This is a genomic window from Paenibacillus hebaui, from assembly GCF_051934385.1.
Taxonomy (GTDB): domain Bacteria; phylum Bacillota; class Bacilli; order Paenibacillales; family Paenibacillaceae; genus Paenibacillus.
In genome coordinates, this window is the sequence record NZ_CP196836.1 from 5,838,224 (window position 1) to 5,863,159 (window position 24,936).

Consider the following 24,936-nt stretch of genomic DNA (forward strand, 5'->3'; position numbering starts at 1 on the left):
ATGAACCCAGGAGAAAGGAAGGATTTCCATATGAAATTTGATCTTCATACGCATCATTTTCGCTGTGGTCATGCAGACGGCAACATACGGGATTACATCGATGCAGGTATTGAGGCTGGACTTCAGGCCATTGGTATCTCGGATCATACCCCTTACTTTGGCAGTGAAGTGGAGCAGGCTTTTCCACGTATTGCAATGGCTAAATCGGAGTTGCGTCATTACGTGGACGAAGTACTCGCCCTGAAGGAAGAATACGCTGGGAAAATTGATGTGCTCCTTGGTATTGAATCCGATTACTTCCCTGTTCATGCAGAATTGTATCGCAACACGCTGGGACAGTATCCTTTTGACTATATTATTGGTTCGGTTCATCATACTGAAGATGTTAGCATCTTCAACAAAACCCGCTGGAATGGACTCAGTGACGCTCGCAAGATCGAAGTGAAAGAGAGTTATTATTCGTTGATTCAGCAATCCGCTCGCAGTGGTATGTTCCAGATCCTTGGACACATTGATGCTATGAAAGGCAATTATCCACCCTTCTCGGAGATTATCGCAGATCAGGCTATTGATGAAACGTTGCAGGTCATTGCAGAAGCCAACGTGGCTATCGAAATTAATACTTCAGGCAAGACAAAACTTAGTGGTGGCTGGTATCCCTCGGATGCCATTCTGGAACGTGCGCACCATTACGGGGTGAAGGTGACCTTCGGATCGGATGCCCACAAACCGCAACGGGTTGCTGATGAGCTGGATGAAGTTTGCACACGTCTGCTGGAGATTGGATTCACTGACTGGGTATACTTCAAGCAAAAACAAATGCAGATTGTGCCCCTGTAAACATAGAGAATATCAACGAAAACCCCATTGCTGGAACAAGCCGAGCAGCGGGGTTTTTATATGTTGAAATTTTAAAGACAAAAAAAATGAACCCGCTCGCGCGGGTCCCAACAGCATAATCTATTTATCAAAAAGGGGGTCATGAGATAAGTTTACCCGCTGTCTGTTAGAGTTCAATTGCAGCTATATTTCAATTGTGTAACAAATGATTGAAGTTCGATTCATGTACGTTCTACTACTCTTATTCTATGTTATTCGAGCTTGTCGGATACCAACGTTTGCAGGCAACTTTCCTTCAGCGGACGGATATGCTGCTCACGATACAAACTATATACTCTAACATCCAACATGGTATCAGGTGACTCACCCTCATCGTAGTTCAAATCAAAAGAGGCTAGTGTACGTTCATAGAACATGCCGATTTTGCAAAGAACCCGCTCGGACGATACATTGGCCTCATAACAACGTGCTTCCACTTTCCGCAGATTAAGCTCGTCAAAACCAAACTGCAGCAATCGCTGTACTGCCTCGGTTGCCACCCCTTTACCCCAGCTGGATCTGTTCAGGATGTAGCCGATCTGTGCAGTACCGTTCTGATCATTCCAATGCTGGAATGAGGTTATGCCGATGATCTCTTCGCTGCCTTTCCAACAGATGCCATAATGCAACGAATCCAGCTTGGCACTGCTGCTGCGAATCTGATTTAATAACCGCCGAGCCCGAATCGGCGTCGGCTGTCTCCCCCTGTTCACATATCGAATCACCTCGGGATCAGAAAAGAATTCCGATAATGTGCTGTAATCACTCTGACGTAATGATCGAAGAACAAAGCGCTCTGTCCATAAAACAGGCAATCCTTGGTCCAGCATTTTTCGGGTCAGCATGACAATCGCTCCTTTTGCCTAAACGGGCTCTAGTCCGGTAAGACAAGCATGCTCTGAAGATGATCCGGCTCAATACATCAATGGATAGATGATGAAACATCGATATGTGCAACCATGCTCCGGTCAGTACCCCAAAGTTTAGTATTAGCATATTGCATAATTCGATTCCTAACGCTAGAGGGTACAAGATATAAACGAACAGGATCATTTCGATCTATATCTTGCTGATTGGAAGACGCTTTAGAGATTTATGCAAATGCTCGTATGTCATTTCATTACCCGAGTTTATACCTTCATGGATTGTCACTCTTGCAACCCTCGATATATTCCAGTACGAAGCTCACGAATATAGAAATCGAGTGAAGGAACATTGGCCTTCTGGGCAACCTCTACTTCCCGCTCAATATCATAAGGTACCCGTACAAATTGAATATTGAAAGGTGTATTTCTATCGTTGTTATCTTCGCCCTCAAGGATACAGTACGAAGCCTGGGGAAGATCAAGCGGATTGCCTACACTGCCTACATTAAATAGCATTTTGCCATTCATATACTGCAAGTATGCGTTATGCACATCCCCATACCCTACCACATCTGCCACACCCTGCTCAGGTTCATCCGCCGGAGGATCGAACATCACTAACCGCTTCTCGATTTCGTCCCAAGGCTGTACGCGATGATATACACTTATCGGAGATGCGTGCACCAGGCGGATGGTACGACCGCTCAGCTTCAATTGGTGGCTGAATGGCAGGGTCGCCAAATACGCCACGCGTTCCTTACCTAGTCGTTTGGCTTGCCAAGTAAAATTCTCGTTGTCCTGATTCACGGCAACCAATTCATCCCAGTTCCCCCGGATGACTCGCTCACATGTCTCACTCACTGAATCAACAACCTGTACCGGGTCAGGCCCCTTGCCAACGAGGTCGCCAAGACAAAAGATTCGCTTCAATCCGCGACTCCGAATATCTTGTAATACCGCTTCCCAAGCAGTCATGTTCCCATGAATATCGGATACAATCGCAATTCGTTCCATCCGGCCAACCTCCCTTTATTTTAAATATCATTTATGTTGTAATGATCCGCGTAGTTTAAAAACGGTTAATTCAGGCCTGCACAGAAAACGAATGGGCAGTTGGGTCATGCCAAAGCCCCGATTCACATAAACGGGCATCTGCATTTTGGTAGTGTAATATAATCCCTGAATATACTTATGTGATCCTCGCGGAGTGGTCAACGCCCCAATCCAGGGAAAGCGCACCTGTCCACCATGGCTATGACCAGAAAGCTGCAACCCGAAACCAAATGGAGCCGCAATGTCGGCATAATCCGGTTCATGCATGAGTAGCAATTTCCAGACCGAATCATCCAGTCCCTTGATTGCCGCAAGAGGATTAGGCCAACCCGTAAGCGCGTCATCCAGCCCCACTATAGCGATACTTGAGTTCCCTTGCTTGATCAGAGCATGGCTGTTTCGAAGCAACGTAAATCCGGCCTCGTGGAACATGGCTTCGACTTCATTCTGCTGCCTTCCCCGATAATCATGGTTCCCCAATACGGCAAATTTACCATACTTCGCTTGCATGGAAGCCAGCACAGGAATACATTCGCGCATCGGTTCTGCTTCCCGTTCAACCATATCTCCGGTAAAACAAATCACATCTGGCTGCTGTTCCTGTATCGTTTCAGCCAGCTTTTCCATCTGTTTCAGCCCCGTATGGAAGCCGAGATGCGCATCGCTGAACTGAACCACACGCAGTCCCTCGAATGCTTCTGGAAATCTGGGCAGTTTTAACTCCACTTGCTTAATCTCCAGATGACGCGGCTCCCACAACCAGGCATATCCTCCTGTGAGCAAACCTGCGCCTGCCGTCATCAAGATCATGCGCAGCAGAAAACTGCGCCGGGAGGGATCGTGGTCCTTTTCTTCTCCAGGGAAAATGGGCTTCTCTGGAACAGATCCATTGCTTGAGCGCCGGGGCTGCGTAATCTTGCTGCCCTCACGCGGTGTCTCTACCATGCTTCCCCCTCCTTCTTCCGCTCCAAATCCATCCCCTTAGTATACCATATTCTGCATGACAAGCCCGGTTCCTCTGCTAATTCAGAAAAAGAAGCCGGGATCTAAGGCCACATTCTGCCTTGGATCACGACTTCTTCTAAGTTGCAGACGCAAAGATCTACATGTCATATGACGATATTATACGCCCAACCAGCGTTTAAACATATGTTTGGTCGTTTGTTTGTTCATTTCGGCAATGGAGGTGGTCAGTGGAATGCCTTTGGGACAGGATTGCACACAGTTCTGTGAGTTACCACAGCCCTCAATGCCCCCGTCTTCCATCAACGCTTCCAGACGATCGTCAGCGTTCATCTCCCCTGTTGGGTGAGCGTTGAACAGGCGCACTTGGGAGAGTGCTGCTGGACCGATAAAGTCTGTTTTCTCATTGACGTTCGGACATGCCTCCAGACATACACCACATGTCATGCATTTGGACAGCTCATATGCCCACTGACGCTTCTTCTCAGGCATCCGCGGACCTGGACCGAGGTCATAGGTACCATCAATCGGAATCCATGCTTTTACGCGTTTCAGGGCGCTAAACATACGGGTACGGTCGATGACCAGGTCACGTACCACCGGGAATGTCTTCATTGGTTCAATGCGAACCGGCTGTTCGAGCTTGTCGATCAGGGCAGCACACGCTTGACGAGGCTTGCCGTTGATGACCATGGAGCAAGCACCACAGACTTCTTCGAGACAGTTGGAATCCCAGCAAACGGGAGCAATGGATTTGCCATCTGTATTGACCGGGTTCCGCTGAATCTCCATCAGGGCGCTGATCACATTCATGTTGGGACGGTACGGAAGCTCAAATTCTTCGTTGTACGAAGATGACTCCGGGCTGTCCTGACGGGTGATGATAAACTTGACGGTTTTGTTGGCTGTAGCTGGTTCCGCCATATCGTTGTCCCCTCCTTTGGTGACGATGATTGTATTGCTGATGCGTAAAGTGACGTTTTGTGCACGGGAGACGCTTCGTCAGCGGAATGTCCTTCCGATCGCTGTTGCTCCCCCATTTTTATTGAATAAACCTTTTTTCGATAAAATGGGGGAGCAAAGGCGAGCGCTTCGCTTCTTCTGGTCATTTCCGCTTCCTCCGCTACGTTGTACACGTGGAGTCACTTTGATGAAAGTAGCAATAATTCAGAAGCATCGCAAGACGCTATGCTTCTTTACAGGTCATTGCTGCTTCGATCAGATATTTAACTATTCATTGCATGAATAGTGTAATTCTTAGTCCTTCGAGTAATCCCGGATTCGTGGCGGGATGAGCGAAACGTCTATAGGCTCGTACGAGATTTGTGGACCTTCCTTCGACCAGCTTGCAATCGTTGTTTTCAGGAATTCCTCATCGTTCCGTTCCGTGAATTCCGGTTTGTAATGCGCGCCGCGGCTTTCGTTACGCAACAGTGCGCCCAGGGTCATCGCTTCCGCCAGTTCAATCATGTTCCACAGTTGACGGGTAAACGCTGCGCCCGGGTTATTCCAACCGGAAGTGTCGTACATGTTGATTTTGCCGTAGCGCTCTTTCAATTCCTTGATTTTGCCGATGGTGGCTTCAAGTTTATCGTTGTAGCGTACAACTGTCATGTTCGCCGTCATCCACTCACCAAGCTCTTTGTGAATAACATAGGCATTTTCATTCCCTTGCATTTTCATGATGCCTTCGTATTTATCACTTTGACGTTTGGTATAACCATCAAATACGGAGGAACTGATATCGGCGGACGATTTTTTGAGTCCTTTGATATATTCAACCGCTTTCGGTCCAGCTACCATGCCCCCGTAGATTGCAGATACCAGAGAGTTCGCACCCAGGCGGTTCGCGCCATGGTATTGATATTCACATTCACCAGCTGCGAACAGCCCCGGAATGTTGGTCATTTGGTTATAGTCGACCCACATGCCGCCCATGGAATAATGGACTGCCGGGAAGATTTTCATCGGTATTTTGCGTGGGTCATCGCCCATGAACTTCTCGTAGATCTCAATGATACCGCCAAGCTTCACATCCAGCTCCTTCGGATCTTTATGCGACAGGTCAAGGTAAACCATGTTCTCGCCGTTCACGCCGAGGCCCATATCCACGCAAACGCTGAAAATTTCACGCGTCGCGATATCACGCGGAACAAGGTTACCGTAGGAAGGATACTTCTCTTCAAGGAAGTACCACGGCTTGCCGTCTTTGTAAGTCCAGATCCGTCCACCCTCACCACGAGCCGATTCAGACATCAGGCGCAGCTTGTCATCGCCTGGAATGGCTGTCGGGTGAATCTGAATGAACTCACCGTTTGCATAATTAACACCTTGCTGATACACCGCACTTGCCGCTGTACCTGTATTGATAACCGAGTTGGTCGTTTTGCCGAAAATAATACCAGGGCCACCGCTCGCCAGAATAACAGCTTCTGCCGGGAACGTCTGTACCTTCATCGTTTTCAGATCTTGGGCTACAATTCCGCGGCAGGTGCCTTCGTCATCGATAACCGCTTGCAGGAACTCCCAGTTCTCATACTTCGTTACAAGACCCGCTGCTTCCCAGCGACGTACCTGCTCGTCTAACGCATAGAGCAACTGTTGTCCTGTTGTCGCACCGGCGAATGCGGTACGGTGATGTTTCGTTCCACCAAAACGGCGGAAATCAAGCAATCCTTCCGGTGTCCGGTTGAACATAACGCCCATCCGGTCCATCAGGTGAATGATACCTGGTGCAGCCTCGCACATCGCTTTAACGGGAGGCTGATTCGCCAGGAAGTCGCCGCCATATACCGTATCATCAAAGTGTACCCATGGGGAGTCACCCTCACCCTTGGTATTTACCGCTCCGTTAATGCCACCTTGGGCGCATACGGAGTGAGATCTTTTAACAGGAACCAGTGAAAATAAATGAACATGGACTCCGGCTTCAGCCGATTTGATCGCCGCCATCAATCCTGCGAGACCGCCGCCCACAATAATTACATTCGTTGATGCCATTGCTGTTCACTCCCTTAATAAGTCAGCATTTAGTCACTAAATGCTTAGATCAGAACTGTTTTTACCGTGTCAATCATCGAAGTAGCTGTCTGGAAATCAATGCTCCGGAAAGCAAATAATGAAGCAATAAACATAATGGAAATAATAGCGAACAAGCTCATACATACGTAAGAGGATACACGCTGCGCACGCGGACCAACTGTAATTCCCCAGCTAACGAGGAACGACCACAAGCCATTGGCAAAGTGATATGACGCCGCAACCACACTGACCATATATATCGTAAAGGTTGCCGGATTCGTCACAGCATCATGAATGACGCCGCCGATCTCTTCATGTGAAACATTACCTAGCGCAATTTGTACACGAGTCTCCCATACGTGCCAAATTACGAATACAAACGTAATGACACCGCTTATCCTCTGCAACGTGTAGCGCCAGTTGCGCTCATTACCGTAACGGCCCACGTTAGGCTTGGCCTGGTAAGCAATGTAAAGACCGTAAACACCGTGATAGAACAACGGCAACCAGATGAGTAACGCCTCGATAACAATAACAAGAGGCAAACCGTTCAGGAATGCAACGGCACCATAAAACGCTTCTTTGCCGCCTTCAACTGCCGTGAAGTTCGTCACCAAGTGCTCAATAAAAAACAGACTGAGCGGTATGACGCCAAGCAAGGAGTGCAGCTTTCTGGAGTAGAACCCTTTCATAAAATGTGATCCCCTTTCGCTAAATACAACGTTTTCATAAATGATTTTACTTATCATGACACGAATCCTTTTCCATGAAAAGGTTCGACAAATTGTTCCGTTTTCGCCAGGTGTGAACAACTTGTGTCACGATTCATGTTACTCCTTTTTTTCTTATAAGGGAATTGCAATATAATTATTAAATGTTATAACCTATAGGTATAAGCAGTAAAACATTGGGTTTACAGGCCATACAACATGGAAAACGATTAATCAAGGGCAAGAATCACACTCATGGAAAAGAGGTTGTTGTTCATGTTCGAGGAGTTAAACGCATTTGCAGCGGTCGTGGAGCAGTCTAGTCTGAACCGTGCATCCAAGTTACTGAACTTGTCCCAACCCGCACTTTCTCGCAAAATTGCCAAATTGGAGGACGAACTCGGGGTAGCCCTCTTTCATCGTCGGGGTAAACGGCTGGAGTTAACCAGTGTGGGCCAGTTCGCCTATACGTTCGCCGTAGAACAGAAGCAGCAGCAACAGAAGTTCCTGACCATGCTGGCCCAGTATAAGGATGAAGAACAGAGCACCATTACACTCGGTGCCAGCCTGACGACCCTTCAAACCACCTTGCCACCTCTAGTCAATGCCTTTATGGAGAAACATCCGAATGCCGAACTGAAACTGTTGACGGGAAAAACGCATGAGATTGTCTCTTTTGTGCGTGACAAAAAAGCCGATGTGGGCATTGTCGCCTCCTCCATCAGCGAAGTGGGACTTAACTGTGTGCCGCTCTTTGACGATCATCTGGAGCTGGTTGTGCCGCTCACGCACCCCTTGTCCGGCAAGGAAGCCGGGATGGAGCATTTGCAGGATCTGCCGATGATCACGTTCTCCAAAGGCACCTGGTACCGCAAATTAACGGACGACCTCTTTCAGCGCTGTGCCGTGATGCCGGACATTCGCATGGAGATCGATTCCTTCGAAGCGATTATCCGACTTCTGCCTTCCGCCAAAGCCGCTGCTCTATTGCCCAAGTCTTATCTTCGTCCACAATTGCTCGCGGACAATGATCTTGTTTCTGTTCATTTGCCTCAATTACAGCAGACCCGAAGAACAACCTGCATGATCTATGGGGAAAAGGAAGACCTCAGCGAGACCTCCAGACAATGGGTCAAAGAGACGGCTGCACTCTTTTCAGCTAAGGCGCCGTTGCCCTCACGGAGGACCACGACGCCTTAGACTTTATCTAAACGAGCCAGGGTACAAGGCCTGGCTTCTATATGAACTTATCAGCTCTCTTGGCTGATCACCTCTTCCTCAAACCGGTCGATATCTGCATTATTACCAATAATGACCATGATATCCCCCATCTGAAGCGAATCCAGTGCCGTAGGGGCAATAATGACTCCGGCTTCTTTCTGTAACGCCACAATGCTGCAACCAAAACGTACGCGCGCATTCAGGGTCGAAAGCGTTTTGTTATGCAGGCAGGCGGGAACCTTCATCTCGACAATACTGTAATCATTGGATAGTTCGATATAATCCAGCAGATTTGGCGTGACCAGCTGATGAGCCACCCGAATGCCCATATCACGCTCAGGATAGACCACTCGGTCAATCCCCAGCTTATCCAGTGCGCGTCCATGAAGAACGGATATGGCCTTGGCCACGACCGTCTTGACGCCCAGCTCTTTTAATAGGATCGCGGTGAGAATACTCGTCTGGATATCATCCCCAATGGCTACGATACAACAGTCAAAATTACGAATACCCAGGGAGCGCAATACTTCCTCATCTGTGGCATCGGCTACGACGGCATGAGTGACCAGTTCACTTATGTCTTCGACGACTTCTTCATTTTTATCGATCCCGAGCACCTCGTAGCCGAGTTCCATTAATTCCTGTGCCAGACTGGAGCCAAACCGTCCGAGGCCTATCACCGCAAACTGCTGTGTTTTCATTGTTCTCACGAACCCCTTATCCAATAATCATTTTGCCTTCCGGATACCTGTATAACTCTTTACCCTTTTTCTGCCCGAGTGCATACGCCAGTGTGATGGGTCCAAGCCTTCCCGCAAACATCGTAAAGCAAATCAGGAGTTTCCCGAATGTAGTCAGCTTCAGCGTCAGTCCGAGCGATAATCCCACGGTACTAAAGGCCGATGTCGTTTCAAATAATATCATCAAAAAACTGCTATCTTCTGTGGTGCTCAGCACCATTGTTACGACAACGATGAATAACAGCGCCAGCAATGTTATGGTAAGCGCCTTGTAAATCCGTTCCTGTACGAGCCGGTAGCGGAAGAACACGATATCTTCCCGTCCACGTACCATGGCGATGACTGCTCCAGCCATAATCATAAATGTGGTCGTTTTAATGCCGCCCCCGGTAGAGCCCGGTGAAGCACCGATGAACATTAAAATGATCATGAAGAACTGTGTTGCCTGCCTGAGCCCGGCAATGTCTAGCGTATTCGCCCCTGCTGTTCGCGGGGTAACCGACTGGAAGAATGAACCGAGAATCTTGCCACCCCAGTTCAGGCTACCCAGCGTCCGGGGGTTGCTGAATTCAAATACGAAAATAATAAGTGCACCAAAAACGATCAACAACCCGGTCATCAGCAGTACAACCTTGGAGTGCAAGGACAGCTTCCGCGTTTTGCGGTAATCCACCAGATCAGACAACACCACAAAACCGATGCCGCCAGCGACAATCAGGAACATCGCCGTAAAATTCACCAGCGGGTCATATACATACCCAGTCAGACTGCGGAAATCCCCAAACATATCGAAGCCCGCATTGTTAAACAGGGAGATGGCGTGCCAGTATCCATAATAGATTGCTTGCCCAATCGGCATGTCGAATGACCAGCGAATGGCAAACAGCGTACCACATATGCCTTCCAGAATAAGCGAGTAGGCAACGACTTTACGTATAAGCCGAACGATGCCCTCCATCGTGCTCTGATTCATCGCTTCCTGTAGAATCAATCGCTCCCGGAGCGAGATTCGCCGTTTGAACGCAATTGCCACCAGCGTCGACATCGTCATAAATCCAAGTCCGCCAATCTGGATCAGGATGGCAATTACGACCTGACCCAGCACCGAGAAATGAGTCCCCGTGTCCACCACAACCAGACCGGTTACACAGACTGCCGAAGTCGCAGTGAAGAGTGCATCAATAAAGGACAGACTCATTCCGCTTCGACTAGATGCCGGGAGCATCAACAGGAGCGTTCCCAGCAATATAATACCTGCAAACCCCAATACCAGAATCCGGGGTGGCGATAGGCGCATCCATTGAACATTCAGTCTCACTTGTGTATCATCCACCTCTGCTTAAATGAAAAGAACCCCACCCAGTGGAGCATTTCTCTGAAACCCTTCTCTATAACTGTGCGGAGAAGCCGTTAAACTTAGACAAACGCCGTTCTAAAGTCCGCTTATGAATGATTTGTAATAAAAGAACATATATAATGAGGGCGGAATACTTCTATTCGTTCCCTTGTTGAGCGAAAGACATGCGGCTGGTTACACATTTGTTTCAAAATTATAAGCGCTGCGGCGTTTGTAAACAAAACGATTTTTGAGTAAATAACATCGAATTCCGTCAAAAAGGGAAAAACTCAGATATGGCGACAGAGAGATCAGATTGTTTCGATCATTTTCATTCGTTTTCAAGCATTTGCACGACTTCTCGTTTTGTCATTGGCATTCGGGGGTGGGCCTGTGCTATCTTTACTTTAATATCCATATTAATAAAGGAGGAACACGATTAAATGAATCCCTTAGGGCAGCCTTTGCTACTCAAAGCTAACTTCAAGCGTTTAGGGTTGCTTGCGGCAATGGGCCTGATTCTGTTCTTTGTTTTTCAAATCTTCCCTGCCACTTCATCGCAAACGACGGATATCCAATCGACTTCCTTCATAAGCAAGGAAAAAGCGACGCAGTCTGCACGTTCATTTGCAGCTTCTATAGCTGATTATACCCTTCCGGAGGATACGGGAAATACGCTGGTGACGTACCAGACCCATTCCGATATCTACGGGTATATGGCCAAAACCAAACAACTACAAACCTATAATCAGAAATGGGAAGCAACCTATCCTTACGATGTGTACCGCGTTCGTTTGCCTGATGAGGACAAAGGCGGTTACTTGAATGTTGACGTACATATGAGAACAGGAAAAGTCGTCGGTTTCAAGCGTGAACTCCCTTCTTCACTGTACACATCCATTGATGCAGAGAAGGATAAAAGCAAGGTGAATGTTAGCCAACGATTAGCTGAGGATCATCTTTCTCTAACTGAGAAGAAGCAGCTTGCCGCTGGAGTTCTTAACGAATTCGGGTATAACGTACCGAAACTTCAACTGGATACTCGTGATGAAGAAGCGGGTCTGAAATATACGGATAATACAAAGCAAGTTGGAGATTCCAAGCTGGAGCTGAACTTCACCTTCGAAAATGGCGCGGTTCGCTCCTTCGATCCTGTCTTCTCGGTCCCTGAATCTCACACGACCTATGTGGAGAATCAGACTCGCCAGGCCAACTGGATGACCTACGGCGGCTACGCTTTACTGACCTTGGTTCTTGGTGTGCTGGCAATCATCTACAGCATTCTGACTCGAGCACATACGTCATTTAAACGGGGTATCATTCTCTCACTGGTATACTTCTTAGCTTCCGTGATTGGCACACTGAACATGATTCCGCTCTTACAAGCGCAGGGCTTGTCCAGCTTCATGCTCACCTTCCTGATGGTGATGCAAGTGGGGATAACCTTGGTTATGAGTGCAACCATCTATCTGTCACTCGTTGCCGGTGACGGCATGTGGCGCAAAATCGGCCTCAATCCCTGGCCTCGTGCCAAAGAACCGGGATACGGGAAATATGTATTGCACAGTATGTACACAGGTTACTTGTGGGCGTTGATTCTGCTAGGCGTGCAATCTGTACTGTTCTTCATTCTGGAACGAAGTATTGGCACTTGGTCTACGACATCGGCTGATCAATCCACGTACAACATGACCTATGCTTGGCTCTTCCCGATCATGGCTTGGATGGCCGGCATCGGTGAAGAAACCGTCTATCGACTGTTCGGAATTCGCATGATGCAGAAGATTGTACGCAACACGTTCATCGCCTGCCTCATCCCAACACTAATCTGGGCTCTTGGGCATACGTTGTATCCGATCTACCCGGTTATCACTCGTCCGATTGAGCTGATGGTTATCGGATTGCTGTTCAGTCTGATCATGCTGCGTCACGGCTTCATTGCCGTTGTATTCGCCCATGTGATCTTCGACAGCTTGCTAATGGGACTCAGCCTGGTCTTTATGGGGGATGCCCTGAATATGGCTGCTGGACTCTTCTGGATTGTACTCCCGGCCATCGTTGGATATGTGGTCTACAAATTCAATCCAAAACAAAAAGAGAAGCCGTATGTTACGACTCCTCATCCCGAAGTGCTGCAATAATCTGGTTTGCCAGTTTGTCACCAATAGATAGAGGCCGGAAGTCTTCGACGCTGGCCTCTTTTATTTTGCGCAAAGAGCCAAAATGCTTCAACAGCAGCTTGCGCCGCTTCTCTCCAATACCCGGAATGGCATCCAAACGTGACGTCACCATCGATTTGCCACGCTGTTCACGATGGAACGAGATAGCAAAACGGTGAACCTCTTCCTGTATCCGCTGCAACAGATAAAATTCCTGACTATCCCGAGGCAGGGATATTACTTCTGGTGGATTACCGATCATCAACTGTGAAGTCTTATGCTTGGCATCCTTCACCAGACCACATACCGGAATAAACAGCCCCAGCTCATTTTCCAGAATATCGACCGCAGCCGAGATCTGTCCTTTACCGCCATCGACAACAATCAGGTCAGGCTGGATCAGGTTTTCTTTCAATACCCGCTCATAACGACGACGGATAACTTCTCTCATTGTTTCATAATCATCCGGTCCTTCAACCGAACGGACCTTGTATTTCCGATACTCCTTTTTATCCGGTTTACCATCGGTAAATACGATCATGGCAGATACCGGGTTGGTTCCCTGGATGTTCGAGTTATCGAATGCTTCAATCCGGCGCAGCTGATCCAGCCCAATAAAGCGTCCCAGGCCTTCCGCAGCCTTCGATGTCCGCTCTTCGTTTCGCTCAATCAGACGGAACTTCTCTTCCAGTGCTACACGCGCGTTGTCCACTGCCATCGTGATCATCTGTCGTTTCAATCCGCGTTGCGGAATGAGTACTTTGACTTCCAACCATTCCTGCAAAGCAGCAGCTACCTGTGATGGATCTTCCAACCCTGAGGGTTGTTTATCCGCCGTTGAATCCCCAGAGATAGCATTTTCTTGCGTAACCACAGGTCCATCCACATCTTCTGCAGTTGGATTTTCTCCATATGCTGAACGAGTCTCGGCAACAAGCGGCTCGGAGGCAGTACGCTGTCCCCATTGTACCGCCTGTTCGGACTCCCCGGTTACAGCAACAGGTACCGTTCCATCCGCATTAGATAGCGTATCTGTACCGTCATCATCCATTGCCAGATCTTTTGGCATTTCTGGCAGTAAGATCTCTTGTGGCAATGCAGGGTTATCACTGTAATACTGCGTCACGTAGGACATAAAATCGCTATAAGCCTCACCGTAAAAAGGGAAGGTGGATACATGCCGTTCAATCATTTTCCCCTGACGCATATATAGGATCTGGACACACATCCAGCCTTTATCAATGGCAAAACCAAACACATCGCGGTCTCTGGCATCGGCCATCGTAATTTTCTGTTTTTCCATCATCGCGTCAATCGCAATCACCTGATCACGCAGTTCCTTGGCACGTTCAAAATAAAGATCCTCCGCAGCTTCCTGCATTTTGCGCTGTAAGTCCTTCTTAATCTCTTCTTGTCCACCACTCAGAAATGAACCAATCTCTTGGGAGATCTCATCATACTGCGCTTTATCTACTTCCTTCACACAGGGAGCAAGGCATTGGCCCATATGATAATACAGGCATACTTCTTTTGGCATCACACCACATTTGCGCAGTGGATACATACGGTCGAGCAGTTTTTTGGTTTGGTGTGCCGCATACGAGTTCGGATAAGGTCCGAAGTATTTGGCTTTATCTTTCAGCACGCGCCGGGTTACTTCCAGCCGGGGGTGCTTTTCATTCGTAATTTTAAGATACGGGAATGTCTTGTCATCCTTGAGCAACACGTTGTATCGTGGCATATGTTTTTTGATCAGGTTACACTCCAGAATGAGTGCCTCCATGTTACTGCCTGTCACGATATATTCGAAATCACGGATTTCGGACACCAGACGTTGGGTCTTTGCGTTATGACTGCCAATAAAATAAGAGCGTACGCGGTTCTTCAGCACCTTGGCCTTACCTACGTAGATAATGGTGCCTTCACTGTTCTTCATCAGGTAACAACCCGACATATCCGGCAGCAAAGCCAGCTTGTGGCGAATCTGCTCCAGTGCCTTCTCTTGATCCTGCAAATCATTAATGAATTGGTCCATAGTTCGGTGAATCCTCCTTCCCGAAAAAGCTGAAATCTTCACCTTACATGAGCTACTCCGATGACAGAATGACCTTTCGATCGCTGTTATCCCCAGATTTTTTTGATTCCCTTTTACGAGGGGGAAATCCGGGGATAAAGGCGAACGCTTCGCTTTTTCAGGTTTTTTCTGTTCTCTCCGCTATTGTGTGAATCATTAGTCCAATACATATTAAAGGTGAAATTCGGGTGATAAAATGCAACGGCTACGCTTTTCAAGCTCATTTCTGTGCTCTCCGTTAACATGTAAATTTCCAGTTTCATTTTATAATAAATAGTATACTTTATATTGTCCTATAAAAAGGGTTTCGACGCAAAACGCCCCCGGCATATAACCGGAGGCGTATGTGTAAGCCTGGTAAATTATTGGTGTTTTGCAATAATTCCTTTGAGCGCATCTTTCGAATTCAGACCAACCACTTTATCTACCGGTTGACCATCTTTGAAGAAGATCAATGTCGGAATGCTCATTACGCCGAAGCGGGAAGCGGACTCCGGATTTTCATCCACATTAACTTTAGCAATTTTCACTGCATCGCCAACTTCTGCGGACAGCTCTTCCAGGATTGGAGCGAGCATTTTACAAGGACCACACCAAGGCGCCCAGAAATCAACAAGAACCGTTCCTTCGCCTTCTACTTCTGTGTTGAAGGATTGATCGGATACGTTAACAATAGCCATGAAATTGTCCTCCTTATATATACTTACGGTTTATTTTAACCTGTAACGTCGTGAACGACACTTCCAGTATAACACAGGTTTAATAAACTTGTGAATTGAACGCTTCAATGTTCATCTTCCCAACATCAAATCTTCACAATTGAAGAACTTGGCAGGATAGCTGCAAAATCTTTACAAACGCTTTCTTTTCCAAGTATACTAAAATTACTCCGGGTTTCAGCCCCCAATATGGGTAAGCTGTCATTCCCCAAAGGAGGCACTACCATGGACGCAAATGTACGAATTAGCGACCCGCGTGAACATGTGAATGAGGAACCCCGCAATGATCTGTTTGATCTAATCGCGGGTGTTGCCGGCATGGCTGGCCTAATGACAGTGATCTTTTTCGGTATGGTCATCTTCAAATTCCTGACCGAATAGAATGCTCAGGCTGCACGCAGGCCAGAAAAGCCCGGTTTTCGCGAAATTGCGAAAGCCAGGCTTTTTTTGGGACAATTTTAAATTATAAAGTGCTATTTGCAGACTAACGCTTGCCCCGCTGATTCTCACCCCGAACAGAGATGACATCCACAAATGGGCGAATCCGGTCCATTAAACGCTGGCCTTTATTCATTTCCTCGCCGTCCCGGTTGGTAAAGCTAAGATGTTTCTCCAGCCCATCCAGATTGTAATTGGACGTATAGAACGTTGGTTTGCGATTCATCCGATAGTTCAGAATGGACCCCATCACATGATCTCGTACCCAAGGATTCAGATTCTCTGCCCCGATATCATCAAAGATGAGCAGATCACAGCTTTTTAGAATATCCGTCATTTCCTTCAGCTTATTTCCTTCACTGATCATGGATTTCAGATCTTCCACAAAGTCAGGCATATAAATAATGACACCCGTGTGGCCTGCAACCGCCAGTTCATGCAGCAGATAACACATCAGAAACGTCTTGCCTGTCCCGAATGTCCCTTCCAGAAACAGCCCTTGCGGAGACAGTCCATTCTCCTTAGTCTCCCTAATATACCGAAGCACCTGATTCACTGCCGGAGCACGCATCCGATCCTTGCCCATAATCTCCACATCGTTGTATCCCGCACTGAGGGCACGCTCGTCCACATAGAAACTGCGAATTCTCTGTTTGATCACATGCTCATTTTGCCGGGCGATATGTTTGGAACAAGGTGCTTTTTTATCTATAATTTCGGGTTTACCGTTAAAATGCTCTACTTCCAGTTTGCAAAAGTGACCCTGGAAATCGTTAGGACAGTTGTCGAGTCCCGGGCAATTCGCACAGTTCTTCGAATCTTTGGCATACTGATATAGCTTGCTCAGATCGGTCATGAGCTGTGCATCTTTCAGTTCAGGATGACCTGCGCGGAATTCGCGTACGTACGGATCTTCCATCAATTCCGCCGCAATCCGCCGCGATTGCTCACGAAAGGCAGGGTTCAGCTGCTGAAGCAGTCCTCCCAAGGATTCCATGGCTTCAAGCCCCCTTATTGGTTTCAATATAGAATGAACAATTGAAGTTTACCTGTGACCATCATGATGGCATAGTAACTTTCGATCACTTGCAATTCTACTGTTCATTCTATAGAAAAACAACCAATAACTCAACTGATACATCTGGTAAATAGCGTAACCCCTTCACCAACATGCGTAATGTCTATCACCGATATTACACTTGCAATCCTGTACCTATTAGTGCGTGTTCAAAAAGTCTGGTTTTCAGTACCGAGAAGATGGAATGAAGCTAGAAATGGAGTAGCGGAGCGTAGGGAACTACGTGAGCAACGGACATTTCGGCTGAATTTCAACTTCGATGCTGATGATGCTGCTAGGCATGATTCGTAATCAAAAGCTGATTTTTTGAACAACCTCTATTAGCGACGCAAGCCAACCGTTACGATTTCACATGATCCTGTCTGTATGGTCCATTCCTTGTTGGCAAATGATAAAGTAGGTGCCTCTTCTATGCTGTGGGAATCAAGTCTTTCGCCCTCTCCCTCCAGGATGTTGCTCTTATATGCCGTTTCGAATGGCTGTGGATTTGCCTGCGATGCAGCGAGCTTCAATGTGGCAGAATCAGTGGTCATGTTGTACCAGCGAAGCATGACATCTCCGGAATCCTCATTCACCTTGAGTGAAGAAAACGCCAAACCGATCCCTTGCCACGCAAACGGTGTGTTGCTAGGTGTCAGATAACCCGGGTGTACTTCGGTTTGTACCAGTGTCCACGGAACCTGGAACTGATAAGCCTCAATGTATGCACCTGACGCTGCACCATTTCCATCGTGGGGAATGATCTCGATCTGAAATGAATGTTCACCAAGGCATTGTGCTTCCGGGGTCGGGAACAATCCCCAGTCTCCGAGTTCTCCAACAGCACGAAGCAGCGTGACGGCGATCGTGTTGCGTCCATCCTGAAGAACTTCATATTCATTCAGACCCAGATTGGCAACGATTAATCCCGCATCGTTTTCGCTCACATCCACAAAACTCTGTTGATGCTGTGTATTGCTTGGATTTTGCCATTCCGGCGCAGGTTTGTTATCACGCGTTGCAATTTCGAACATGGAATCCACATGATGAACACTGGATACGAGATCCGTTGGGAAAAGTACGCGCACCCGATGATCCTTCGCCTGATTGTTGAAGGTTGTTTCCAGTTCGACTCCTTTTCCACTACGACTGAGCGATACCACCGTGCGGATCTGGAATGGGATCAACTTCGCTGAACGCTGGGCTTTGCGATGTGGATAATAAATCAGTTCCCGCTGTTCCCGATCCAGCATCTCATCTGCTGACTCCGGTATTTCCCAATGATGAATCACTTCGAACGAGGCACCGTAAGATGTATCCTCAAGGACTCGAATCTCGGCCTGAAGCGCTTGAGTTGTCCGCTCCACTTCATTCTCTGGCTGTTTGAACATGTATTCATTGCCGATATCGCCCACATTCTCGTACACGCCAAGGTCCTTATAAGTTCGGCCTGTGCGTTTATCCGTGAGTGTGAATGAACCGTTGTCTGTAATCGTGACAATCAAATATTTATTCTCCATGCTGCGATCACCACGCAACAGCGTAGTCGTTTTCGATGGAGTCACCTGGGTAGTATCACTGTCGTCAGAAGTCCCCGTCAGACAGGAAATGCTGGAATCTCCGTTGGTATCCGTGCCACGCATAGCATTGTCCGCAATGCTGACCAACGCATAGGTCTTCAGACCAAGTGCATCTACGTTCTCTGCTTCAAAACGAATACGAACTCGCCGACAGCTATACGGCTGACGGAAGCGATCATCCGGCAGATCATAGCCGAATTGCAGACCCATATCCTCAACCGTACATTGAATCTGTGTACCTTCTTCATCTACCAGTATGCGACCTGACAGGTCAACGGCGTTCATCTGTGCCGCCATCTCTTCCAACGTATACCCTTCTCGGAAATACAGCCGAGCCGCGTCCAGTTCCATCTGAACTACACCGCTGCGTTCCCAACCCGTTGTATTAAACACCACAACAGGTCGAGCATGCTCTCCATAACGGGTAAATATGGAGGTATCTACGGCTGAAGCAATCTGGCTTGTGCTCTCTTCAATCAGCGCCTCTGCCACATGACGGCTCTTATCAAACCGTGTCACCATCTCGCGGTGCACCTCATCCACACTGCATCCACAGATGCTATCATGCGGGTGATTTTGCATCAGCGTTTTCCAGGCATATGTCAGTTGATCATGTGGATAAGCATGACCAAGCAGATAGGCATAGGATGCCAGGGGTTCAGCCACTTTTTCCAGCATGGTCTGGCCCAGCTGGTTCATCTGTTTCAGATACACACGAGCCGAGGCCGTGTTCACCAGAGTTCCCCAACCATCGGTACGCTGGCTGCGCAGTTCGCCTTTGACCGTGGACAGCTCATGTTCAGACGATGCTCTCAGGGCGGTCAGATAATCCGGAAAGTTCGAGTGAACGAACTCGATATCAGGATGTAATTGCTCAGCCATACGGATGGCTTCTGGCAGATCACGCTGAATTGGTTGGTGGTCACATCCGTTCATGTAGAGCAGCTCATTCGTTGATGCATATTTCTCCGCGTCAGCCAGCTTGGTTTCCCAGAACTTGCGAGCCGAAGCCTCGTCTACCGGAACTTCATTCCCGTTGGAGTACCAGTTTGCGAACAATACGCCGAGCACTTTCGATCCGTCTGGTCCTTCCCACATCAGCTCCGAGAAGCTTGATTCATATCCAGCATCCGAGACCGTATTATTGAAGCCTGTCGGCTTCACACCACGGCCAAAGAACACATTATCAATGCCCGATTGCTGCATCAATTGCGGGGTCTGTCCGACCAGTCCGAATGTATCGGGAAAATAGCCGATCTTGGAAGGCGTGCCGTAACGCTTGGCATCTTTATGCCCAACCTGCATGTTGCGCACATTGGCTTCTCCGCTCGTCAGAAACGCATCCTGCAAAATGTACCATGGTCCAATCACAATCCGTCCATTGCGGATATGCTTCTCCAGTCGTTCCTTCTGCTCGGGGCGAACCTGAAGATAATCATCGATGATGATCGTTTGTCCATCCAAATAGAAGCTTTTGTAATCCGATCCTTCATCCAGCTGATCTAACAGTGAATCGACGAGCTGAATGAGTCGCATATGATGCTTCTCATACGGCAAATACCATTCCCGATCCCAGTGGGTATGCGAAATAATATGTGCTCTCTTCGTCTTGGTCATCGTGTTATCCCACCTCTTTTGTCTTGTTGTACAATCTCAACCTCATCAGGGCGATACACGGCAGTCAGCTTTCCGGAAGCATCTGTGGCAAACAACACGGAACGATTTTTCTCCAATTCGAACGCATACGATACACCTCTACGTTGATCTCTCACGTGAACCTCATGATTCAAGGCAAACTCGGATACAAATACATACAGATTCCCTTTTGGAAAACTCAGCTTCCGGCCATAGATCCCTGCGATATCCCCGCCAGATATCCATTCCAACTCCTGTTCGATACCAGCAATCTCAGTGGCGTAACGATATAGTTCAGCAAGTGGCTCATCCCGTCCGTTTAACTCCAACGGCAGTGGGGTCCAGATAAATTTTCCTTTACCCAAAAGCAAAACGGTTACTTCATCTGGTGTACCATTATCCCCATGAAGCAACGTCTCCTTCGCCACCTCGGCGATACGACGCCGTCCATACGTTACCCGGTGATTCACTCCATTAATATTCAGCAGTTCTTCCCGCTGCACGTTCCCCAGACTGCGTTTGCCTACGATATGATCTGCCCGGTCACTTGTTTTCCAGTATGCATCCAGCCCCAGTGGTCCAGTAATGAGCAGACTTGCGCCTTCCTTCTCTGTGAACGTGAGCAATTGATGCAGTGCATCGCTGTCCATATTGTGCGGACTTGGCACGATAATCAGCTTCGGTGGCTGCTGTTCCAGTGATTCCAAATGATATTCGGATAACGCACGGAACGGCAGTTTTAGATCATAAGACATCACACGAGTAAGCTTCGTTGTGGCATCATAGGCCAGGGCACGGTTGGAGAAGTCATTGGAATATGGGAACACCACTGCAATATCCTCCAGCTCGCGGTCTTCGAAGAGATCACGAATCTCATGCATGAATCGGCCAAAATCATAAGACACATCCGTCTCCGGCTTCTCCGTACCATCTGCACGAAGGGCCCCAATATGAGACTCATTGGCGTTATCCATATAAAAGTTGGTGTTCCAGATCCATTGCACCGCTCCTGCACCACCCGTGGCGAATGCATACGCATATTTGCGTTCCAATATGCTGTGAAGTTCGGCTTCCGTACGCTTGGCTCGACCATCCGGGGTTTCCACATACATGATGCCCGTCTCCTGAATGAGATTCGGTTTATGTGGTGTTTTGGCAAAAATACCGTCCCAGATCAGATCATCGTTCAACCACCATGAATGCACGGTTGTATAATCCACTTCACGTTCATAGAAGAACGGCGAAGGACGCTGTGCGCCAAGAGCTTCGTCCTGCCCCACGGTGACCAGATGATCGGGAACCAGATCCTTGATCGTACCAACAAGCTCTCTAGCCCATACATTGTGCATCTCCATAGAGAAGAGACAGTAATCGAGCCAGCGCGTTCCTTTCTTGGCCTTGTGCATATCCTGTACATCAAAGTTAATCTCTTCCGGCTCCGGGATGACCGCAGCTGCAAAGTTGGGAAGCTGCTTCGGTGACATATTCCATGCCTCCTGCAATGCTTCAATCGTCTCATGACGCTTCTGAAGCCAATCGATAAAAGCCTTTTGTTCATGCGAATCCCTCGCCGAACGCGGTCCAGCCGAGAAAATGCGCACCGGATCGAACATGGATGGCTCATTAATCAGATCCCAATCCACATGCGTCGTATGCGTGTGCCGACTGACGATGCTGCGAATGAAACGTTTCTGTGCTTCAACATTCTGCGGGTCCAAATACGGATTCGTTCCTTCCCATGTCTCTGGTGTAAAAGAGAAAAAGGTGAACGTGACCTGCAAGTCGTGGCGTTTCGCCGTTAAAATAAATGCATCAATGGCACGAAGCACATCCTCTGCCATATGTCCGTCCACCTGCATCATGTTGCGATAGGCGGTCCAGATTCCGGTCCGAATCCAGTTAATTCCGGCTTTCGCCATCTGAGCCATGTCCCGATCCCAGACATCCGCATTCGGCAGAAACAGAAATTTGCGTGCCACATCTGAGGTCATGTAGGTCATGCCCACAACAGGCAGAGGGCGTCCGTCTTTTACAAAATAGTCCCGGCTGCGCGTAATCACTTCCCCTTCTGCCAGCAATCCAGCATCCTGTCCCCAGAAGCCTTGACGCAAGATTCGAATCTCCCCGTCAGGTGCCTGTGCGCGGCATACAATTCGGTATAACCCACTTTCAATGGAGACCGGGAGAAGTATGCGTTCGAAACGCTGCTCACCCGAAAGTTCCATCTCCAGTCGATGGTTCCATACCTTCTCAGTCGTGCCACTTGTGCGATTCTCTCGTTCAACCGTCAGATCAAAGGTCCACAACTCAGACGCTGTACGCCTGTTTCCTGCACGCTGCAATATCTGGCCTTGAAGTGTGAGTACAGCCCGTTCATCTGGCTCATACGAAGCGTAATTCGACTTCAGGGATAACTCGGTTACACCTTGCACACAGAATTGTGCCCACTTCACCATTTCGGCAGCGCCATCCTGCTCCCAGAATGAAGTGGTCAGCGGCAGATGCACAAACATCCAGCGTGAACCGCTGAATGTACTACGGGAGTTTTCCCACAGAACGACCGGAGCGGCGATGCTGCGTCCATCTTGGCTCATTCCACGAAGTAACGGATAGATCTGTGTACTCATGGGTCCTGATGAACCCATCTGGTGGGGCAGATCACTTGTTTTGGTCGTATGTGGAACCAGATTCCACGTATCTGCAATCTCGAACAGTCCTTCTTTGCCAGAAAGGAGCGGAATGGACTCGGATGAAGTGTACGATTGCACGCCCGCAGAAGATACGTTCAGCGCCTCGTGAATGTACAGTTCCTGGTGATACGCGGTCTGTTCCGACTCTATAACCCATGCACTATCCTCTTGGCGAACCGGGCGCTTGAAGGGTGCTCCACCAACACTAATTAGGCTTCCGCCCTGATGCAGATAAGCTGCAATTTCCATCCAAGCAGATTTGGGAAAATAGGGTGCATGCAGATTGACCAGACATCCTTCACCTGCTGTAGCATTCAAAGCATCTGCCAGTTCATCGACGCTTACTACAATGATCTCTTCGACTGCTTTCCATGTATTCAGAGCCTGCTGAGTTGGCAACGTGCCTTCCACTGGAAACGTAGGATCAGCGAAGATAATCAGCTTTGTTCCATTGACATGTGCACTGCTCATAACAGGCCATCCTTCATGGATCTATAGACCAACTGGGAGAATAGGCTGTTGGACCATGCAAACCATTTTCGTGTAAAAATCGTTGGATCATCCGCGTGGAAGCCTTCATGCATATAACCGGTATCTGCATCCGTCGCTTCGAGCATGCGAATGATTTCCAGCTTCTCCTCGGCAGACTGTGCCGTCAGTCCTTGCATGGACAACCCCATATGCCAGATGTAATCCGGTGGTGTGTGCGGGCTTCCAATCCCTTTGGCAACCTTGCCCTCATAATAGAACGGGTTCTCTTTGCTCAGGGCAAAACGGCGCGTATTCTGGTAGATCGGATCATCCGCTGTGACATAACCGAGATACGGAATGGACATGAGTCCCGGTGTACCTGCATCGTCCATGAGACAGTGGTTGCCATAACCGTCCGTCTCGTACGCGTAGATCGGTCCAAATTCGGGATGACGATAAATGCCATACAGTTGAATGCCATGATCCACGTCCTGCTCCAGGTCCTTCAATTCCTGCAAAAGTTCCATATCCCGGAACACCCACTCGGCGAACTCCTGCATCTGACGCAGAGCTACAACCGCGAACATGTTTCCTGGAATGTTGTAGTGAAAATCGCATGCATCATCACTGGAACGGAAGCCGGACCAGATCATGCCCGTATAATTGACTGGCATCCCCTGCCCGTGATTGCGGAGAGAATCTGTCGGAATGCCGTTATTGCGAGTGAAGCGATACGGAGACTGTTCCATGTGATGCTGTTCGACTTTGAACAGGTCCACGATTTTACGCATCGCTGCCTTGAAGCTCGAATCGAAAATATCGGTCAGCTCGGTTTCCTTCCAATATAAATAGGCCAGCCGCACAACGAAACATAATGAATCGATCTCGAATTTACGTTCCCACACCCAAGGTGACATGTCGGTTTCGTCCGTGGTGTTCCAGTGCCAGTCGTTGGCTGTCTCATTAAAGGCATTGGCATACGGATCTATATGAACATACTGGATATGACGCTTGATCAGCCCGCCAATAATGCGCTGCAGGTCCTCGTCTTCCTTGGCAAACGGAATGTAGTGTACGACCTGCTCTACCGAATCGCGCAGCCAGGAAGCCGGAATATCTCCCGTGATGACAAAAGTGGTGCCATCCTCCATTAGTTTCGTTGTCGTTTCGATGGTATTGGGGAAACAGTTCTTGAATAACTGAAGCAGTTTAGATCTGTGCGCCAGCTTCTGTTCCGCTTCTTCGAGCACAGCCTGAATGGAATGTGGCAAAGACACAGGCGGCATCGGTATTTTGGGTAATTTGAATTGTTCCATGGATGAGT

Annotated in this window: 18 protein-coding genes; 4 read left to right on the forward strand and 14 right to left on the reverse strand. The window is 48.3% G+C overall.

What is annotated here, in order from left to right:
• Positions 1 to 30: 30 nt before the first annotated feature.
• A complete protein-coding gene (locus tag ACR32F_RS26515; RefSeq protein ID WP_440112392.1) occupies positions 31 to 840 on the forward strand; it encodes a histidinol-phosphatase in 810 nt (269 codons plus the stop codon).
• 251 nt (positions 841 to 1,091) lie between these two features.
• Here the strand turns inward: ACR32F_RS26515 and ACR32F_RS26520 are convergent, their stop codons facing one another.
• The 6 genes from ACR32F_RS26520 to ACR32F_RS26545 all read right to left on the reverse strand — a co-directional run bounded on the left by ACR32F_RS26520 (position 1,092) and on the right by ACR32F_RS26545 (position 7,474).
• The gene (locus tag ACR32F_RS26520) at positions 1,092 to 1,724 is read right to left on the reverse strand and encodes a GNAT family N-acetyltransferase (RefSeq protein WP_440112394.1); all 633 of its coding nucleotides are present in this window, start codon (positions 1,722 to 1,724) and stop codon (positions 1,092 to 1,094) included.
• Positions 1,725 to 2,027: 303 nt separating this feature from the next.
• On the reverse strand, positions 2,028 to 2,759 hold the full coding sequence (locus ACR32F_RS26525; RefSeq protein WP_440112396.1) for a metallophosphoesterase family protein: 732 nt from the start codon (positions 2,757 to 2,759) through the stop codon (positions 2,028 to 2,030).
• A 27-nt stretch (positions 2,760 to 2,786) separates the two neighbouring features.
• On the reverse strand, positions 2,787 to 3,743 hold the full coding sequence (locus ACR32F_RS26530; RefSeq protein WP_440112398.1) for a metallophosphoesterase: 957 nt from the start codon (positions 3,741 to 3,743) through the stop codon (positions 2,787 to 2,789).
• Between the two features lie 177 nt (positions 3,744 to 3,920).
• A complete protein-coding gene (gene sdhB, locus ACR32F_RS26535; protein ID WP_440112400.1) occupies positions 3,921 to 4,685 on the reverse strand; it encodes a succinate dehydrogenase iron-sulfur subunit in 765 nt (254 codons plus the stop codon).
• Between the two features lie 333 nt (positions 4,686 to 5,018).
• Complete coding sequence (gene sdhA, locus ACR32F_RS26540; protein ID WP_440112402.1) at positions 5,019 to 6,761, reverse strand: succinate dehydrogenase flavoprotein subunit; 1,743 nt, start codon at positions 6,759 to 6,761, stop codon at positions 5,019 to 5,021.
• A gap of 44 nt (positions 6,762 to 6,805) precedes the next feature.
• A complete protein-coding gene (locus tag ACR32F_RS26545) occupies positions 6,806 to 7,474 on the reverse strand; it encodes a succinate dehydrogenase cytochrome b558 subunit (protein ID WP_440112404.1) in 669 nt (222 codons plus the stop codon).
• Positions 7,475 to 7,768: 294 nt separating this feature from the next.
• Between ACR32F_RS26545 and ACR32F_RS26550 the strand changes: the two genes are divergently transcribed.
• Positions 7,769 to 8,692, forward strand: coding sequence for a LysR family transcriptional regulator (locus ACR32F_RS26550; protein WP_440112405.1), 924 nt, complete (start codon positions 7,769 to 7,771; stop codon positions 8,690 to 8,692).
• A gap of 50 nt (positions 8,693 to 8,742) precedes the next feature.
• On the opposite strand, the gene ACR32F_RS26555 is transcribed toward ACR32F_RS26550, so the two are convergent.
• Both ACR32F_RS26555 and ACR32F_RS26560 read right to left on the reverse strand, forming a co-directional pair.
• Positions 8,743 to 9,414, reverse strand: a complete 672-nt coding sequence (locus tag ACR32F_RS26555; RefSeq protein ID WP_017692455.1) for a potassium channel family protein — start codon at positions 9,412 to 9,414, stop codon at positions 8,743 to 8,745.
• A gap of 16 nt (positions 9,415 to 9,430) precedes the next feature.
• Complete coding sequence (locus ACR32F_RS26560) at positions 9,431 to 10,750, reverse strand: TrkH family potassium uptake protein (protein ID WP_440120020.1); 1,320 nt, start codon at positions 10,748 to 10,750, stop codon at positions 9,431 to 9,433.
• 482 nt (positions 10,751 to 11,232) lie between these two features.
• Here ACR32F_RS26560 and ACR32F_RS26565 point away from each other — a divergent pair, with 482 nt between their 5' ends.
• Positions 11,233 to 12,930: a CPBP family intramembrane glutamic endopeptidase gene (locus ACR32F_RS26565; protein ID WP_440112408.1), complete on the forward strand. Its 1,698-nt coding sequence runs from the start codon at positions 11,233 to 11,235 to the stop codon at positions 12,928 to 12,930.
• On the opposite strand, the gene uvrC is transcribed toward ACR32F_RS26565, so the two are convergent.
• Both uvrC and trxA read right to left on the reverse strand, forming a co-directional pair.
• On the reverse strand, positions 12,899 to 14,983 hold the full coding sequence (gene uvrC / locus ACR32F_RS26570) for an excinuclease ABC subunit UvrC (RefSeq protein WP_440112410.1): 2,085 nt from the start codon (positions 14,981 to 14,983) through the stop codon (positions 12,899 to 12,901). The two genes, ACR32F_RS26565 and uvrC, sit on opposite strands and share 32 nt — an antisense overlap.
• Positions 14,984 to 15,384: 401 nt before the next feature.
• On the reverse strand, positions 15,385 to 15,702 hold the full coding sequence (gene trxA, locus ACR32F_RS26575; RefSeq protein WP_105409851.1) for a thioredoxin: 318 nt from the start codon (positions 15,700 to 15,702) through the stop codon (positions 15,385 to 15,387).
• A 264-nt stretch (positions 15,703 to 15,966) separates the two neighbouring features.
• Here trxA and ACR32F_RS26580 point away from each other — a divergent pair, with 264 nt between their 5' ends.
• Entirely contained in the window at positions 15,967 to 16,122 is a 156-nt protein-coding gene (locus ACR32F_RS26580; RefSeq protein WP_017692450.1) for a hypothetical protein, read from the forward strand.
• Between the two features lie 103 nt (positions 16,123 to 16,225).
• Here ACR32F_RS26580 and dnaI read toward each other — a convergent pair whose 3' ends face one another.
• The 4 genes from dnaI to ACR32F_RS26600 form a co-directional block, all read right to left on the reverse strand.
• The gene (dnaI, locus tag ACR32F_RS26585; protein WP_440112413.1) at positions 16,226 to 17,176 is read right to left on the reverse strand and encodes a primosomal protein DnaI; all 951 of its coding nucleotides are present in this window, start codon (positions 17,174 to 17,176) and stop codon (positions 16,226 to 16,228) included.
• Between the two features lie 401 nt (positions 17,177 to 17,577).
• Positions 17,578 to 20,433 (reverse strand): alpha-mannosidase, encoded by a 2,856-nt coding sequence (locus ACR32F_RS26590; protein WP_440112415.1) that lies wholly within the window; start codon positions 20,431 to 20,433, stop codon positions 17,578 to 17,580.
• A complete protein-coding gene (locus tag ACR32F_RS26595) occupies positions 20,430 to 23,612 on the reverse strand; it encodes a beta-galactosidase (protein WP_440112417.1) in 3,183 nt (1,060 codons plus the stop codon). Before ACR32F_RS26595 ends, ACR32F_RS26590 begins: the two co-directional genes overlap by 4 nt.
• The gene (locus ACR32F_RS26600) at positions 23,609 to 24,928 is read right to left on the reverse strand and encodes a glycoside hydrolase family 125 protein (protein ID WP_440112419.1); all 1,320 of its coding nucleotides are present in this window, start codon (positions 24,926 to 24,928) and stop codon (positions 23,609 to 23,611) included. The genes ACR32F_RS26595 and ACR32F_RS26600 overlap by 4 nt, the downstream gene beginning before the upstream one ends.
• Positions 24,929 to 24,936 lie beyond the last annotated feature (8 nt).

Excerpts from the sequence above, each read along its gene's own strand:
- ACR32F_RS26515 (WP_440112392.1), top strand. The coding sequence starts at position 31 with ATGAAATTTGATCTTCATACGCATCATTTTCGCTGTGGTCATGCAGAC.
- ACR32F_RS26520 (WP_440112394.1), bottom strand. The coding sequence starts at position 1,724 with ATGCTGACCCGAAAAATGCTGGACCAAGGATTGCCTGTTTTATGGACA.
- ACR32F_RS26525 (WP_440112396.1), bottom strand. The coding sequence starts at position 2,759 with ATGGAACGAATTGCGATTGTATCCGATATTCATGGGAACATGACTGCT.
- ACR32F_RS26530 (WP_440112398.1), bottom strand. The coding sequence starts at position 3,743 with ATGGTAGAGACACCGCGTGAGGGCAGCAAGATTACGCAGCCCCGGCGC.
- sdhB (WP_440112400.1), bottom strand. The coding sequence starts at position 4,685 with ATGGCGGAACCAGCTACAGCCAACAAAACCGTCAAGTTTATCATCACC.
- sdhA (WP_440112402.1), bottom strand. The coding sequence starts at position 6,761 with ATGGCATCAACGAATGTAATTATTGTGGGCGGCGGTCTCGCAGGATTG.
- ACR32F_RS26545 (WP_440112404.1), bottom strand. The coding sequence starts at position 7,474 with ATGAAAGGGTTCTACTCCAGAAAGCTGCACTCCTTGCTTGGCGTCATA.
- ACR32F_RS26550 (WP_440112405.1), top strand. The coding sequence starts at position 7,769 with ATGTTCGAGGAGTTAAACGCATTTGCAGCGGTCGTGGAGCAGTCTAGT.
- ACR32F_RS26555 (WP_017692455.1), bottom strand. The coding sequence starts at position 9,414 with ATGAAAACACAGCAGTTTGCGGTGATAGGCCTCGGACGGTTTGGCTCC.
- ACR32F_RS26560 (WP_440120020.1), bottom strand. The coding sequence starts at position 10,750 with ATGCGCCTATCGCCACCCCGGATTCTGGTATTGGGGTTTGCAGGTATT.
- ACR32F_RS26565 (WP_440112408.1), top strand. The coding sequence starts at position 11,233 with ATGAATCCCTTAGGGCAGCCTTTGCTACTCAAAGCTAACTTCAAGCGT.
- uvrC (WP_440112410.1), bottom strand. The coding sequence starts at position 14,983 with ATGGACCAATTCATTAATGATTTGCAGGATCAAGAGAAGGCACTGGAG.
- trxA (WP_105409851.1), bottom strand. The coding sequence starts at position 15,702 with ATGGCTATTGTTAACGTATCCGATCAATCCTTCAACACAGAAGTAGAA.
- ACR32F_RS26580 (WP_017692450.1), top strand. The coding sequence starts at position 15,967 with ATGGACGCAAATGTACGAATTAGCGACCCGCGTGAACATGTGAATGAG.
- dnaI (WP_440112413.1), bottom strand. The coding sequence starts at position 17,176 with ATGGAATCCTTGGGAGGACTGCTTCAGCAGCTGAACCCTGCCTTTCGT.
- ACR32F_RS26590 (WP_440112415.1), bottom strand. The coding sequence starts at position 20,433 with ATGACCAAGACGAAGAGAGCACATATTATTTCGCATACCCACTGGGAT.
- ACR32F_RS26595 (WP_440112417.1), bottom strand. The coding sequence starts at position 23,612 with ATGAGCAGTGCACATGTCAATGGAACAAAGCTGATTATCTTCGCTGAT.
- ACR32F_RS26600 (WP_440112419.1), bottom strand. The coding sequence starts at position 24,928 with ATGGAACAATTCAAATTACCCAAAATACCGATGCCGCCTGTGTCTTTG.